Genomic DNA, 13,684 nt, shown 5'->3' with positions numbered 1-13,684 from the left:
GATTTTGCGCGCGGGTGTAGTTCAATGGTAGAACCTCAGCCTTCCAAGCTGATGGCGTGGGTTCGATTCCCATCACCCGCTCCAGCAAAAAAGGGCGTCAGGTTTCTTGCCCATATAGCTCAGTCGGTAGAGCACTTCCTTGGTAAGGAAGAGGTCACCGGTTCAAGTCCGGTTATGGGCTCCAGTTTGAATGTATCGGTTATCAGATTAAGGGGTATTGGCGGATGTCCAAAGAAAAGTTTACGCGCACAAAGCCGCATGTGAACGTCGGGACGATTGGTCACGTTGACCATGGCAAGACGACCCTGACGGCGGCTCTGACCAAGGTGGGTGCGGAGCGCTTTGGTGGCGAATTCAAGGCATACGATCAGATCGATGCGGCGCCGGAAGAGCGGGCGCGCGGCATTACGATCGCGACGGCGCACGTGGAATATGAATCCCCCACGCGACACTATGCGCACGTCGACTGCCCCGGTCACGCCGACTACGTCAAGAACATGATTACCGGTGCGGCGCAGATGGATGGTGCCATTCTAGTGTGCTCGGCCGCGGATGGTCCGATGCCGCAGACCCGTGAGCACATCCTGTTGGCGCGTCAGGTTGGGGTGCCCTATATCGTGGTCTTTCTGAACAAGGCCGATATGGTGGATGATCCCGAGCTGCTCGAATTGGTCGAGATGGAAGTGCGCGAGCTGCTGTCCAAGTACGATTTCCCCGGAGACGACACTCCGATCGTGCGTGGCTCGGCGCTGAAGGCGCTGGAAGGGGATCAGGGCGAGATCGGTGTGCCGGCGATTTTGAAGCTGGTGGATGCGCTCGATGCGTATATTCCGGAGCCGAAGCGCGACATTGAGAAGCCGTTCCTGATGCCGATCGAAGACGTGTTCTCGATTTCGGGGCGCGGCACGGTGGTGACGGGGCGGATCGAGCGCGGCAAGGTCAAGGTTGGGGACGAGATTTCCATTGTTGGTCTGCGTGAGACCACCAAGACTACCTGCACCGGTGTCGAGATGTTCCGGAAGCTCCTGGACGAAGGGGTGGCGGGCGATAACGTTGGGGTGTTGCTGCGCGGCACCAAGCGGGAAGATGTGGAGCGTGGTCAAGTGTTGGCGGCGCCGAACACGATTACCCCGCACACCCATTTTGAAGCGGAGATTTACGTGTTGTCCAAGGAAGAGGGTGGGCGTCATACCCCGTTCTTCAATGGCTATCGGCCGCAGTTCTACTTCCGGACGACGGATGTGACGGGGGCGGTGGAGTTGCCGGAAGGGGTGGAGATGGTCATGCCGGGGGACAACGTCAAGATCACGGTGAAATTGATCGCGCCGATCGCGATGGAGGAAGGCTTGCGCTTTGCGGTACGCGAAGGCGGCCGGACCGTCGGGGCCGGTGTCGTGTCCAAGGTGTTGGAGTAGAAGTCGCGGGTTCTGCGCGTTACCGCGCGGGCGACTTGTCAAGTCGGCAGGGTATATAGGTCAGTAGCTCAATTGGCAGAGCAGCGGTCTCCAAAACCGCAGGTTGGGGGTTCGAGTCCCTCCTGGCCTGCCATCTCTGCTGCAAAGTAATCGCTTTTAATTTTGGTTAGGGTGTTCATGGCTGCTCGAGCAGAGTCAGGTTCTTCGGTCATCGACACGGCGAAGCTCGTGCTCGCAATCGGTTTGTTGATTGCTGGAGTAGTCGGTTTTTACTACTTCTCTCAGCAGTCTTTATTGTACCGAGTGCTCGGTGTCGTCGGCTTGTCGATAGCCTCGGTTGCAATGATTTTAACGACCTCGCTCGGAAAGAGCTTTTGGGGTTTTCTGAAAGAGGCGAGGGTTGAGGTTAGAAAGGTGGTGTGGCCGACGCGCCAAGAAACGGTGCAGGCAACATTAATCGTTATGGCCTTGGTTTTCCTTGTCGGCTTAATGCTGTGGCTGCTAGATATGTTCCTGTTCTGGGTAATTAGCCAACTGACCGGGCAGGGGGCATAGCATGGCATTGCGTTGGTACGTAGTGCATGCGTACTCCAATTTCGAGAATCAAGTAAAGCGTTCTCTGGAAGAGCGAATTAAGCGGTCGGGCTTGGAACGCTTCTTTGGGAAGATTCTTGTCCCTACAGAAGAGGTTGTTGAGATGCGTATGGGGCAGCAAAGGAAAAGCGAGCGCAAGTTTTTTCCGGGATACGTTCTGGTTCAGATGGAGCTAAACGACGAAACCTGGCATCTCGTTAAAGAGGTTCCGCGAGTTCTTGGTTTTATCGGCGGAACATCGGATCGGCCGGCGCCGATCTCGGATCGGGAGGCCGAGGCCATCTTGAGTCGGGTCGAAGAAGGCGCAACGAAACCAAAGCCAAAGGTGCTTTTCGAGGTTGGTGAGGTTGTCCGAGTAGTTGAGGGTCCTTTTAAGGACTTCAATGGCGTGGTGGAAGAAGTCAATTACGAGAAAAACAAACTCCGTGTGTCGGTTTTGATTTTCGGGCGTTCAACGCCGGTTGAGCTCGATTTCGGTCAGGTCGAAAAAGCATAATCCTACTGTTGTTCATAATTTCCCGCGGCGAGCGTAGGCAGTATGTTGCGGGCATGGGGAGCTTTAAAGCGTTATCACCCATCAGGAGTAAATAATGGCAAAGAAAATAACCGCATATATTAAGCTTCAGGTCAAGGCCGGTGAAGCAAATCCCAGTCCTCCCGTCGGGCCGGCGCTCGGCCAGCGCGGTGTAAATATCATGGAGTTTTGCAAGGCATTCAATGCTCACACGCAAGGTGTCGAAAAGGGATTGCCTCTGCCCGTTGTTATCACGGTATATAGCGATCGTAGCTTTACATTCATCACGAAAACGCCTCCGGCCTCGGTTTTGCTGAAAAAAGCGATCGGTTTGGCTAAGGGTAGCAGCAACCCGAATACAAACAAAGTGGGAACCGTTACTCGCGAGCAGTTGGCGGAAATCGCCACCTTGAAATCGCCTGACCTGACTGCGGCCGATATGGATGCAGCGATCCGTACTATAGCGGGCAGTGCGCGTAGCATGGGCCTGAATGTGGAGGGTGTGTAATGGCGAGGTTGAGTAAGCGCGCTAAATCGATCAAAGAAAAGCTCCAGCCTGGAAAAATATACGCTGCCGACGAGGCCTTCGCTGTCTTGAAAGAGCTTTCGACAGTCAAGTTTGTCGAGGCGGTCGATGTAAGCGTAAATCTCGGTGTTGACCCGAGAAAGTCGGATCAGGCGGTTCGTGGTGCGACCGTGCTGCCCCATGGTACCGGAAAATCCGTTCGTGTCGCCGTGTTTGCGCAAGGCGCTAACGCCGACGCGGCGAGAGAGGCTGGTGCGGATATCGTCGGTATGGACGACCTCGCCGCTCAAGTCAAGGCAGGTGAACTCAATTTCGATGTTGTCATTGCTTCGCCGGACGCAATGCGCGTGGTGGGGCAGTTAGGTCAGATTCTCGGTCCGCGCGGCCTGATGCCCAACCCCAAAGTCGGCACGGTAACTCCGGATGTGGCAGGGGCGGTCAAGAACGCCAAGGCGGGACAAGTTCGTTATCGAACCGACAAGAAAGGCATTATTCATTGCACCATCGGCAAAGTGAACTTTGAGGCGGTGGCGCTGAAGGAGAATCTCGAGGCGCTGCTATCCGACCTTAAGAAGGCGAAGCCCTCCACATCGAAGGGCGTCTATCTGAAGAAAATTACCGTGTCATCCACCATGGGGCCTGGATTGCAGGTCGATCATGGTAGTCTGGCGGCATAAGTAAGACAGACTTTGGGTTGCCGGCACCGCCGGTAACCGTCAAAGACCGCAGGCGCGCCTGGTGCGCTTAATCGATAAAGCCTGCGCAGACGGTGTACTGAATCCGTGATCGGTGAAAGGAGCCGTTTTTAGGGGCATCCTGATTCTGGATGTTTTTTGGCTCTGAATGGTTCCCAACTGTTCAGACTACTATTGGAGGTAAAAGGTGGCGCTAAGACTGGATGACAAGAAAGCCGTCGTCGCAGAAGTCGCTGCTATTGCCGCTCAAGCGCACTCTGCAGTAGCTGCAGAGTATCGCGGGTTAACCGTTTCTGAACTGACCAACCTTCGTAAGGTTGCGCGCGAATCGGGTGTGTATCTGAGGGTTATCAAAAACACCCTCGCCCGTCGGGCCGTGGAAGGCACCGAGTTTGCGTGCATGCAAGAAGGGTTGGTCGGGCCGTTGATCTTGGCATTTTCGATTGAAGATCCAGGTTCCGCGGCTCGCGTGGTCTACGACTTTTCGAAGCAGCATGAAAAACTGGCAGTGAAGTTGGTTGCTGTGGGTGGAAAGCTGTATGGCGCCTCGGAGATCGAACGGCTATCCAAGCTACCGAACAAAGAACAAGCTTTGGCCATGTTGATGGGCGTAATGAAAGCGCCGATCGAGAAGTTCGTCAGAACCCTGGCGGAGCCTCATGCCAAGCTGGTTCGGACGGTGGCAGCGGTGCGCGATCAAAAGCAGGCAGCGTAAGCAAGGTTAGAAGATTTATTTTGGAGTATTTCGATGGCTGTATCTAAAGAAGATATTTTAGAAACCATTGCCAACATGACGGTGATGGAAGTAGTGGATTTGATTTCCGCCATGGAAGAGAAATTCGGCGTTTCCGCCGCGGCTGCGGTAGCTGTAGCGGCACCGGCAGCATCGGCTGCACCGGCGGCTGAAGAAAAGACCGAGTTCGATGTTGTTATGACCGGCTTCGGCGATAACAAAGTGAACGTCATCAAAGTGATTCGCGCGATCACCGGTTTGGGTCTGAAGGAGGCTAAGGATCTGGTCGAAGGTGTTCCTTCGACGGTCAAGGAAGGCGTGAGCAAGCAAGAGGCCGAAGATATCAAGAAACAATTGGTCGAAGCCGGCGCTGCGGTTGAAATTAAATAATTGTTGCTCCGTCTGACCTAAGTCGACCTTTATAAGGCTGGCAGCTGATGGCTGCCGGCCTTTCGGCGCTTGCGACGATCTTTCGTAAACGTGTATGGCTCGTCCTAGCGGAGAGCAGTTGAGGCGTACAGTGCAATCGAGTCCCCGGCCGAATTACTTCTACTGTCCTATGTCTAATTCTAATCCGCAAGTGGTCATCCGAGTCTTCTAATTTCCTTTTAGACATCGTGGTAATTTCGTTTGAACATTTAAGGTAAGGAACCACTATGGCCTATTCTTTCACCGAAAAAAAACGCATTCGTAACAGCTTTGGCAAGCGTCGTGACGTACTTGAAGTCCCTTATCTTTTAGCAACCCAAGTCGATTCATACAAGAGATTTCTGCAGGCTGACGTTCTTCCCAGCAAGCGTGTCGATGAGGGTCTGCATGCCGCGTTAAGATCAGTTTTTCCGATCGAGAGCCATACTGGGCATGCCATTCTCGAATACGTAAATTACTCCTTGGGCGAGCCCACGTTCGATGTCAAAGAATGTCAGCAGCGGGGCGCGAATTACGCGGCCCCCTTGCGTGTGCTGGTGCGTTTGGTGATCTATGACCGTGAGGCGCCTGCCAGTGCCAAGGTCGTGAAGGATATCAAAGAGCAGGAAATTTACATGGGCGAAATCCCGCTGATGACGGACACGGGGACTTTCGTTGTCAATGGAACGGAGCGCGTGATTGTCTCGCAGCTGCATCGTTCGCCCGGCGTGTTCTTCGATCATGATCGCGGAAAAACCCACTCATCCGGGAAGCTTCTGTTCAATGCGCGGATCATTCCCTATCGGGGATCCTGGCTGGACTTCGAGTTCGATCACAAGGACTGTGTCTACGTACGAATAGACCGTCGGCGAAAGCTGCCCGCCACAGTTCTTTTGCGGGCCCTAGGTTACGATAACGAGCAGATCATAAAACTGTTTTTCGAGACCAATCGCTTCTCGTTTATCAAAGAAGGCATTCTGCTTGATTTGATTCCCGAACGTTTGCGTGGCGACATCGCCAGTTTCGACATCAAGGCCGATGGTCAGATGATTGTAGAAAAGGGGCATCGGATCACGGCTCGGCACATCCGGCAGATGGATAAAGCGGGGCTGAAGCAATTGGACGTGCCGCGGGATTACCTCTATGGCAAAATTCTCGCTCATAATGTGATCGTCCCGAGTACAGGAGAGTTGGTGGCCAAGGTGAACGACGAGATCACGGAGGACCTATTGAGCCGCATCATTGCGGCCGGCATCGAGGCCATCGACACGCTTTACATCAACGACCTCGACCGCGGCCCGTACATGGCGAACGCCATGCGGATCGACACGACCGAGACTCAGCTCGATGCGCTGGTGGAAATCTACCGCATGATGCGGCCCGGTGAGCCGCCAGCCAAAGAAGCCGCGCAGACGCTGTTCGACAATCTTTTCTTCTCCCCGGACCGCTATGATCTGTCGGCGGTCGGTCGGATGAAGTTCAATCGCCGCCTCGGGCGTTCGGAGATTACCGGACCGGGCGTACTGACGAAAGAAGACATAATTGATGTCCTCAGGGAACTCATCAATATTCGTAACGGCATAGGCACGGTCGACGATATCGACCATCTGGGCAACCGCCGTGTACGGTCCGTTGGCGAAATGGTGGAGAATCAGTTCCGGCTGGGTCTGGTCCGCGTCGAGCGCGCCGTCAAGGAGCGCCTGTCCCTGGCGGATGCCGAGAACCTGATGCCGCAGGAAATCATCAATGCCAAACCGGTCGCGGCATCGATCAAGGAGTTCTTCGGCTCGAGCCAGTTATCTCAGTTCATGGACCAGAACAATCCGTTGTCCGAGGTGACCCACAAGCGCCGTGTTTCGGCCTTGGGACCGGGCGGCCTCGCTAGGGAGCGTGCGGGTTTCGAGGTGCGAGACGTCCATACGACCCACTACGGGCGCGTTTGTCCCATCGAAACGCCGGAAGGACCCAATATCGGTCTGATCAATTCATTGGCGGTTTATGCGCGTACCAATGAATACGGATTTCTCGAAACGCCATACCGTAAGGTGATCGACGGCATCGTCACCGACGAAATCGAATATCTTTCCGCGATTGAAGAGGGCAAGTATTTCATTGCTCAGGCCAGCGCCAAGGTGGATGAAAATGGTCGACTGATCGATGACCTGGTTTCTTGCCGGCACAAAGACGAGTTTACCCTTGCATCGGCCGATCAAATCAATTACATGGACGTGTCGTCACGCCAGATCGTGTCGGTCGCGGCATCGCTGATCCCGTTCCTGGAGCATGACGACGCCAACCGGGCATTGATGGGATCCAACATGCAGCGCCAGGCCGTACCGACACTGCGGACCGAGAAGCCCTTGGTCGGCACGGGCATGGAGCGCATCGTAGCCAGAGATTCCGGGGTAACGGTTATCGCCAAGCGTGGCGGGACGGTGGAGTTCGTGGACGCCGGACGTATCGTCGTGCGTGTGAACGACGACGAAACCGAAGCAGGCGTACCGGGCGTCGATATCTACAACCTGACCAAGTACACGCGGTCGAACCAGAACACCTGTATCAATCAAAAGCCCCTAGTAAAACTGGGTGACAGCGTCGCGAAGGGCGACATCCTCGCAGACGGACCGTCCACCGACATGGGTGAACTAGCCTTGGGTCAGAACCTTCTGGTGGCGTTCATGCCCTGGAATGGATGCAATTTCGAGGACTCTATCCTGATTTCCGAACGAGTGGTGCAGGACGACCGCTTCACGACCATCCATATCGAGGAAAAAACTTGCGTCGCTCGCGATACTAAACTCGGACCGGAAGAAATCACTGCCGATATTCCGAATGTCGGCGAAGCCGCGCTGGCCAAGCTGGATGAGTCCGGGATCGTTTATATCGGGGCCGAGGTAAAGGCGGGCGATATTCTGGTGGGGAAGGTCACGCCCAAAGGCGAAACCCAGCTGACCCCTGAAGAAAAACTGCTCCGGGCCATATTCGGCGAGAAGGCGTCGGATGTGAAAGACACATCTCTGCGCGTGCCCTCCGGCATGGACGGCACTGTCATTGACGTCCAAGTGTTCACTCGTGACGGCGTCAAAAAGGACGATCGGGCGAAGCAGATCGAGCAGGCGGAAATCGACCGGGTCAAGAAGGACCTGAACGACCAGTTGCGGATCATCGAAAAGGACTTTTACCAGCGTGTGGAGCAGATGCTGCTGGGCAAGCTGGCCGAATCGGGCCCGAACAGGCTGCGCTCCGGAGAGGTAATCACCCGCGAGTATCTGGAGGGACTCAAACAGTCCCAGTGGCTGGAGATTCGCCTACAAGACGAAGACTTGAACGTTCAACTCGAAGCCATCGCCGAGCAGATCGCTCAGCAGCGCGAGGAAATGAACAAGCGGCTGGAGGAAAAAAAGAAAAAGATCGCCATGGGCGATGATTTGCCGCCCGGGGTCTTGAAGATGGTCAAGGTCTATCTGGCCGTCAAGCGTCGCATCCAGCCGGGTGACAAGATGGCGGGACGCCACGGTAACAAGGGTGTTATTTCTCAGATCGTCCCCGTCGAGGATATGCCTTATCTTGCGGACGGAACTCCAGTTGACATCGTGCTCAACCCGCTAGGCGTGCCTTCGCGTATGAATGTCGGTCAGGTATTGGAAACCCATCTTGGCTGGGCTGCCAAAGGGTTGGGGCTCAAGATCGGCAAGATGCTGGAAGCCAAGGCCAAGATCGAGGAAACGCGCCAGTTCTTGAAGGAAGTCTATAACTGCAGTGGCAAGAACGAAGATTTAGACCTGTTGTCCGATAACGAGATTCTTGAACTCGCCTCCAACCTCAGGGGAGGGGTGCCCATGGCTACGCCGGTTTTCGACGGCGCCACCGAGGACGATATCAAGACCATGTTGCGCTTGGCGGATCTACCGGAAAGCGGTCAAACGCGGCTAACGGACGGGCGTACCGGCGAAATCTTCGATCGGGCCGTCACCGTCGGCTATATGTACATGCTCAAGCTTAACCATCTGGTCGACGATAAGATGCATGCCCGTTCCACCGGACCGTACAGTCTGGTTACGCAGCAACCTTTGGGTGGCAAGGCCCAGTTCGGCGGTCAGCGCTTCGGGGAGATGGAAGTCTGGGCGCTGGAAGCTTATGGCGCAGCCTATACCCTTCAGGAAATGCTCACGGTCAAATCGGACGACGTCACCGGGCGTACCAAGATCTACAAGAACATAGTCGATGGTGACCATCGCATGGAGGCGGCCATGCCCGAGTCGTTCAACGTGTTGATCAAAGAGATTCGATCCCTGGGCATCAACATCGAGTTGGAACAGGACTAATACGCTAGACGCATGATCCGGACCGTCTAAAGGTCCGGATCGGCAGAACCGAATTTAGGAGAACGTCTGTGAAAGATCTCATTAACTTCTTAAAGCGTCAAAACCAGGCGGAAGAATTCGATAGCATCCGCATCAGTCTTGCTTCGCCCGATATGATTCGGTCCTGGTCTTACGGAGAAGTGAAGAAGCCCGAAACGATCAACTACCGTACTTTTAAGCCGGAACGCGACGGTTTGTTCTGCGCAAAAATTTTCGGCCCGGTCAGCGACTACGAATGTCTTTGCGGCAAATACAAACGCCTGAAGCATCGCGGCGTCATTTGCGAAAAATGCGGCGTCGAAGTGACTCTGTCCAAAGTCCGTCGGGAGCGCATGGGCCATATCGAACTGGCCAGCCCTGTCGCGCATATCTGGTTTCTCAAATCGCTGCCGTCTCGAATCGCGTTGCTGCTCGACATGACCCTGCGCGAAATCGAGCGGGTGCTCTATTTCGAATCGTATGTCGTTATCGATCATGGCATGACCCCGCTCACGCGCGGCCAGCTCTTGACCGAAGAGGAATATCAGCAGGCGGTACAGACGCACGGCGATGAATTCGTCGCGAAAATGGGTGCCGAAGCGATCTATGAGATGCTGAAGACCATGGATCTCAACGCGGAAGTAGCCACGCTGCGGGAAGAGATCGATTCGACCAATTCCGAAACGAAGATCAAGAAACACACCAAGCGCCTCAAGGCGATCGAATCGCTGATTTCGTCCAACAATCGTCCCGAGTGGATGATTCTGACCGTTTTGCCGGTATTGCCGCCGGAATTGCGTCCTCTGGTTCCGCTCGATGGCGGCCGTTTCGCCACCTCGGACTTGAACGACCTATACCGCCGCGTGATCAATCGCAACAATCGCCTGAAGCGGCTGTTGGATCTCAATGCGCCGGACATCATCGTGCGCAATGAAAAACGCATGCTGCAGGAAGCTGTCGACGCCTTGCTCGATAACGGCCGTCGCGGACGCGCCATAACCGGCTCGAACAAGCGGCCGCTCAAATCGCTAGCCGATATGATCAAAGGCAAGCAGGGGCGATTCCGTCAGAACCTGCTCGGAAAGCGCGTGGACTATTCCGGCCGTTCGGTGATCGTTGTCGGTCCTACCTTGAAGTTGCACCAGTGCGGCTTGCCGAAGAAGATGGCTCTCGAATTGTTCAAGCCGTTCATCTTCAGCAAACTTCAGTTCCGCGGGCTTGCGACCACGATCAAGGCCGCCAAGAAAATGGTGGAAAAAGAAAGCGCGGAAGTTTGGGATATTCTCGACGAGGTGATCCGCGAGCATCCGGTCTTGCTGAACCGTGCGCCTACGCTGCACAGGCTCGGCATCCAGGCTTTCGAGCCGATCCTGATCGAGGGTAAGGCGATCCAGTTGCACCCCTTGGTCTGCACGGCCTTCAATGCCGACTTCGACGGCGACCAGATGGCGGTTCACGTTCCGCTTTCTCTGGAGGCGCAGTTGGAAGCTCGCACGCTGATGATGGCGACGAACAACATTCTGTCGCCGGCCAACGGCGAGCCGATCATCAATCCTACCCAGGACGTGGTGTTAGGGCTCTATTACATGAGCCGCGAAAGAATCGATGCCAAGGGAACCGGCATGTTTTTCGCGGACGTGGCCGAAGTTCAGCGAGCGTTTCAAACCAAGTCAGTCGATCTCCATGCCCGCGTGCATGTTCGGATCCATGAAACCATTGTCGGGGAGAACGGCGAAAGAACGACCGCGTTTAAGCGGGTTGAAACCATTGTGGGGCGCGCGCTGATTTGGACCATCGTGCCGGAGGGAATCCCGTTCGAGATGATCAACCAGGATATGACCAAGAAGGCGATCTCCAGACTGATCAACTACTGCTATCGCACTTTGGGCATCAAAGCCACGGTTGTCTTTGCCGATCAGTTGATGTATCTGGGCTTTTCTCACGCGACCCGCGCCGGCATGTCTTTCGGTGTCGACGACATGGCTATCCCGACTCGGAAGGAAGAAATTATCCGGGCCGCAGAACTGGAAGTTAAGGAGATCCAGAATCAGTATGCTTCGGGTTTGGTGACCGACGGCGAGCGCTACAACAAAGTCGTCGATATCTGGTCGCATGCGAACGACCAAGTCGCTAAGGTTATGATGGAAGGACTGGGTACGGAAAAAGTCGAGATGCCCGATGGACAAACCGCCGAGCAGAAGTCCTTCAACTCGATCTTTATGATGGCCGATTCCGGTGCCCGTGGTTCCGCGGCGCAGATTCGCCAGTTGTCCGGTATGCGCGGCCTTATGGCGAAACCGGACGGGTCGATCATCGAAACGCCCATTACCGCCAACTTCCGGGAAGGATTGGACGTTCTTCAATACTTCATCTCGACTCACGGCGCTCGTAAAGGTCTCGCTGATACCGCGCTCAAGACCGCGAACTCGGGTTATCTCACGCGCCGGCTTGTGGATGTGGCCCAGGATTTGGTCATCACCGAAGACGATTGCGGCACCAATGACGGTTTGCTCATGGCGCCCTTGATCGAGGGCGGCGATGTGGTCGAGCCTCTGGCTGAGCGGGTGCTCGGACGGGCATTGGCCGAGGACGTCAGAGATCCGTCCACTCAGGAGTTGATCCTGACCGCCGGCTCGATCCTGGATGAACACGCCGTGAATGTGCTGGAAGCCCATAGCGTCGACAACGTGCGCGTACGGTCGGTCATCAGCTGCAGAACCCGCTACGGCGTTTGCGCTACGTGTTACGGACGCGATCTGGGGCGTGGCCACAAGGTCAATAGCGGCGAGGCGATTGGGGTTATCGCGGCTCAGTCGATCGGCGAACCCGGCACCCAGCTGACCATGCGCACCTTCCACATCGGCGGTGCGGCATCCCGGTCGGCAGCCATTAGCAACGTGGAAGTGAAATCCGCGGGTACGATTAAGCTGACTAATCTGAAGACGGTCGTCAACAAGGACGGCAACCTGGTCGCCGTCTCGCGGTCGGGTGAAGTCAGCGTGATCGACGAACACGGCCGTGAGCGTGAGCGCTACAAGATCCCTTACGGTGCCGTTTTGTCGGTACGCGAGGGCAGTCCGGTCAGGGCCGGTCAGGTCGTGGTGAACTGGGATCCGCATACCCACCCGGTTGTTACCGAAGTTAAGGGTTACGCCAAGCTGGTCGATTTCATTGAGGGCGTCACGGTTCGCGAGCAATCGGACGAAGTGACGGGCTTGAGCTCCATGGTGGTCATCGATCCCAAGCAGAGAGGTGGCGCGGGCAAGGATTTGCGGCCGATGGTCAAGCTGGTCGATGAGCAAGGGAACGACATTCGGATTCCCTCTACGGAAATCGCGGCCCAATATTTTCTGCCGGCCGGTGCCATCATCGGTATTCACGACGGCGATTTGGTGCAGGTCGGTGACGTCTTGGCGAGGATTCCTCAAGAGTCCAGTAAGACTCGCGACATTACCGGTGGTCTACCTCGAGTTGCCGATCTTTTCGAAGCCCGTAAGACGAAAGATCCGGCAATTTTGGCGGAGGCTACCGGCACCGTCAGCTTCGGCAAGGAGACGAAAGGCAAGCGTCGCATCATTATTACCGATGCCCACGGCCACCAGCATGAAGTGCTCATCCCGAAATGGCGTCACATCACGGTGTTCGAGGGCGAGCATGTGGAACAAGGTGAAACGATAGCCGAGGGCGATCTGACGCCTCACGACATCCTCCGGCTTCGTGGGGTGGCCGAATTGGCATCTTATTTGGTGAAGGAAATCCAGGACGTCTACCGGCTGCAAGGCGTGAAGATCAACGATAAGCACATCGAGGTTATCATTCGCCAGATGCTGAGAAAGGTTGAAATTACGGACCCCGGCGACACCATTTTCCTCAAGGGTGAGCAAGCCGATCGTGCGCGGGTGCTGGAGGAGAACGATAAGGCCGAGGCCGAAGGCAAGATTCCGGCGTGCTACGAGCCGGTTCTCTTGGGTATTACAAAAGCCTCGTTGTCTACCGAGTCGTTTATTTCCGCCGCCTCTTTCCAAGAGACTACTCGTGTGCTGACGGAAGCCGCGATTCGCGGTTTGAGCGACAAGCTCCTCGGGCTGAAGGAAAACGTTATCGTTGGTCGCTTGATTCCCGCCGGAACGGGATTGGCCTACCATCTCGATCGCAAACGCCGGGCGAAGCTCGCGGAGGGCGAGGAAGTCGAAGCGGCAGCAACGATCGATGCGGGTGACGTAGAAGAAGCCTTGAAACAAGCGCTGAGCATGTAGGACGGCATCCAAACGGCGGGCCGATCTCTCAAAATCGGCTTGCCGTTTTTTGTCGAGCGATTGTCAAACAGTGATTTATCGGTAATATAATTCGTTTAACTTTGGGGTCCTCGTTGTCCCCGACATGCTGCCCGGTTCAATCCGGGTTTTTGCTGTCTATGCGGGGGAGCAATTCATCGCGGCGCCTGTTTCGCTAGTTT

At 55.5% G+C, this 13,684-nt stretch carries 9 protein-coding genes and 3 tRNA genes; all 12 read left to right on the top strand.

Annotated features, from left to right (window positions below; genetic code table 11):
• Positions 1-10: 10 nt before the first annotated feature.
• The 12 genes from ACWJJK_RS21555 to rpoC all read left to right on the top strand — a co-directional run bounded on the left by ACWJJK_RS21555 (position 11) and on the right by rpoC (position 13,484).
• Positions 11-84: transfer RNA gene (locus ACWJJK_RS21555), tRNA-Gly, on the top strand.
• Between the two features lie 24 nt (positions 85-108).
• Positions 109-184 (top strand) — tRNA-Thr (locus tag ACWJJK_RS21550).
• Positions 185-224: 40 nt separating this feature from the next.
• Positions 225-1,415 carry an elongation factor Tu gene (tuf, locus tag ACWJJK_RS21545; RefSeq protein WP_434110961.1) on the top strand — a complete coding sequence of 397 codons (1,191 nt, stop codon included), beginning with the start codon at positions 225-227 and terminating at the stop codon, positions 1,413-1,415.
• Between the two features lie 57 nt (positions 1,416-1,472).
• A tRNA-Trp gene (locus tag ACWJJK_RS21540) sits at positions 1,473-1,548 on the top strand.
• A gap of 44 nt (positions 1,549-1,592) precedes the next feature.
• On the top strand, positions 1,593-1,970 hold the full coding sequence (gene secE, locus ACWJJK_RS21535) for a preprotein translocase subunit SecE (RefSeq protein ID WP_077731951.1): 378 nt from the start codon (positions 1,593-1,595) through the stop codon (positions 1,968-1,970).
• A 1-nt stretch (position 1,971) separates the two neighbouring features.
• Complete coding sequence (gene nusG, locus ACWJJK_RS21530; RefSeq protein WP_077731950.1) at positions 1,972-2,505, top strand: transcription termination/antitermination protein NusG; 534 nt, start codon at positions 1,972-1,974, stop codon at positions 2,503-2,505.
• Between the two features lie 94 nt (positions 2,506-2,599).
• The gene (gene rplK, locus ACWJJK_RS21525; protein ID WP_077731949.1) at positions 2,600-3,031 is read left to right on the top strand and encodes a 50S ribosomal protein L11; all 432 of its coding nucleotides are present in this window, start codon (positions 2,600-2,602) and stop codon (positions 3,029-3,031) included.
• The gene (gene rplA / locus ACWJJK_RS21520; protein WP_086133753.1) at positions 3,031-3,726 is read left to right on the top strand and encodes a 50S ribosomal protein L1; all 696 of its coding nucleotides are present in this window, start codon (positions 3,031-3,033) and stop codon (positions 3,724-3,726) included. The genes rplK and rplA overlap by 1 nt, the downstream gene beginning before the upstream one ends.
• A gap of 205 nt (positions 3,727-3,931) precedes the next feature.
• A complete protein-coding gene (gene rplJ, locus ACWJJK_RS21515) occupies positions 3,932-4,459 on the top strand; it encodes a 50S ribosomal protein L10 (protein WP_077731947.1) in 528 nt (175 codons plus the stop codon).
• Between the two features lie 33 nt (positions 4,460-4,492).
• On the top strand, positions 4,493-4,867 hold the full coding sequence (gene rplL / locus ACWJJK_RS21510; protein ID WP_077731946.1) for a 50S ribosomal protein L7/L12: 375 nt from the start codon (positions 4,493-4,495) through the stop codon (positions 4,865-4,867).
• Between the two features lie 266 nt (positions 4,868-5,133).
• Positions 5,134-9,210: a DNA-directed RNA polymerase subunit beta gene (gene rpoB / locus ACWJJK_RS21505; RefSeq protein WP_434131680.1), complete on the top strand. Its 4,077-nt coding sequence runs from the start codon at positions 5,134-5,136 to the stop codon at positions 9,208-9,210.
• Between the two features lie 80 nt (positions 9,211-9,290).
• A complete protein-coding gene (gene rpoC / locus ACWJJK_RS21500) occupies positions 9,291-13,484 on the top strand; it encodes a DNA-directed RNA polymerase subunit beta' (protein ID WP_086133772.1) in 4,194 nt (1,397 codons plus the stop codon).
• Positions 13,485-13,684: the final 200 nt, after the last annotated feature.

This window comes from Methylocaldum gracile (assembly GCF_053646815.1).
This window is presented reverse-complemented; position numbering and strand designations above follow the sequence as displayed.

Bases quoted from the DNA above. Each gene is read 5' to 3' on its own strand.
- tuf (WP_434110961.1), top strand. From the start codon at position 225: ATGTCCAAAGAAAAGTTTACGCGCACAAAGCCGCATGTGAACGTCGGG.
- secE (WP_077731951.1), top strand. From the start codon at position 1,593: ATGGCTGCTCGAGCAGAGTCAGGTTCTTCGGTCATCGACACGGCGAAG.
- nusG (WP_077731950.1), top strand. From the start codon at position 1,972: ATGGCATTGCGTTGGTACGTAGTGCATGCGTACTCCAATTTCGAGAAT.
- rplK (WP_077731949.1), top strand. From the start codon at position 2,600: ATGGCAAAGAAAATAACCGCATATATTAAGCTTCAGGTCAAGGCCGGT.
- rplA (WP_086133753.1), top strand. From the start codon at position 3,031: ATGGCGAGGTTGAGTAAGCGCGCTAAATCGATCAAAGAAAAGCTCCAG.
- rplL (WP_077731946.1), top strand. From the start codon at position 4,493: ATGGCTGTATCTAAAGAAGATATTTTAGAAACCATTGCCAACATGACG.
- rpoB (WP_434131680.1), top strand. From the start codon at position 5,134: ATGGCCTATTCTTTCACCGAAAAAAAACGCATTCGTAACAGCTTTGGC.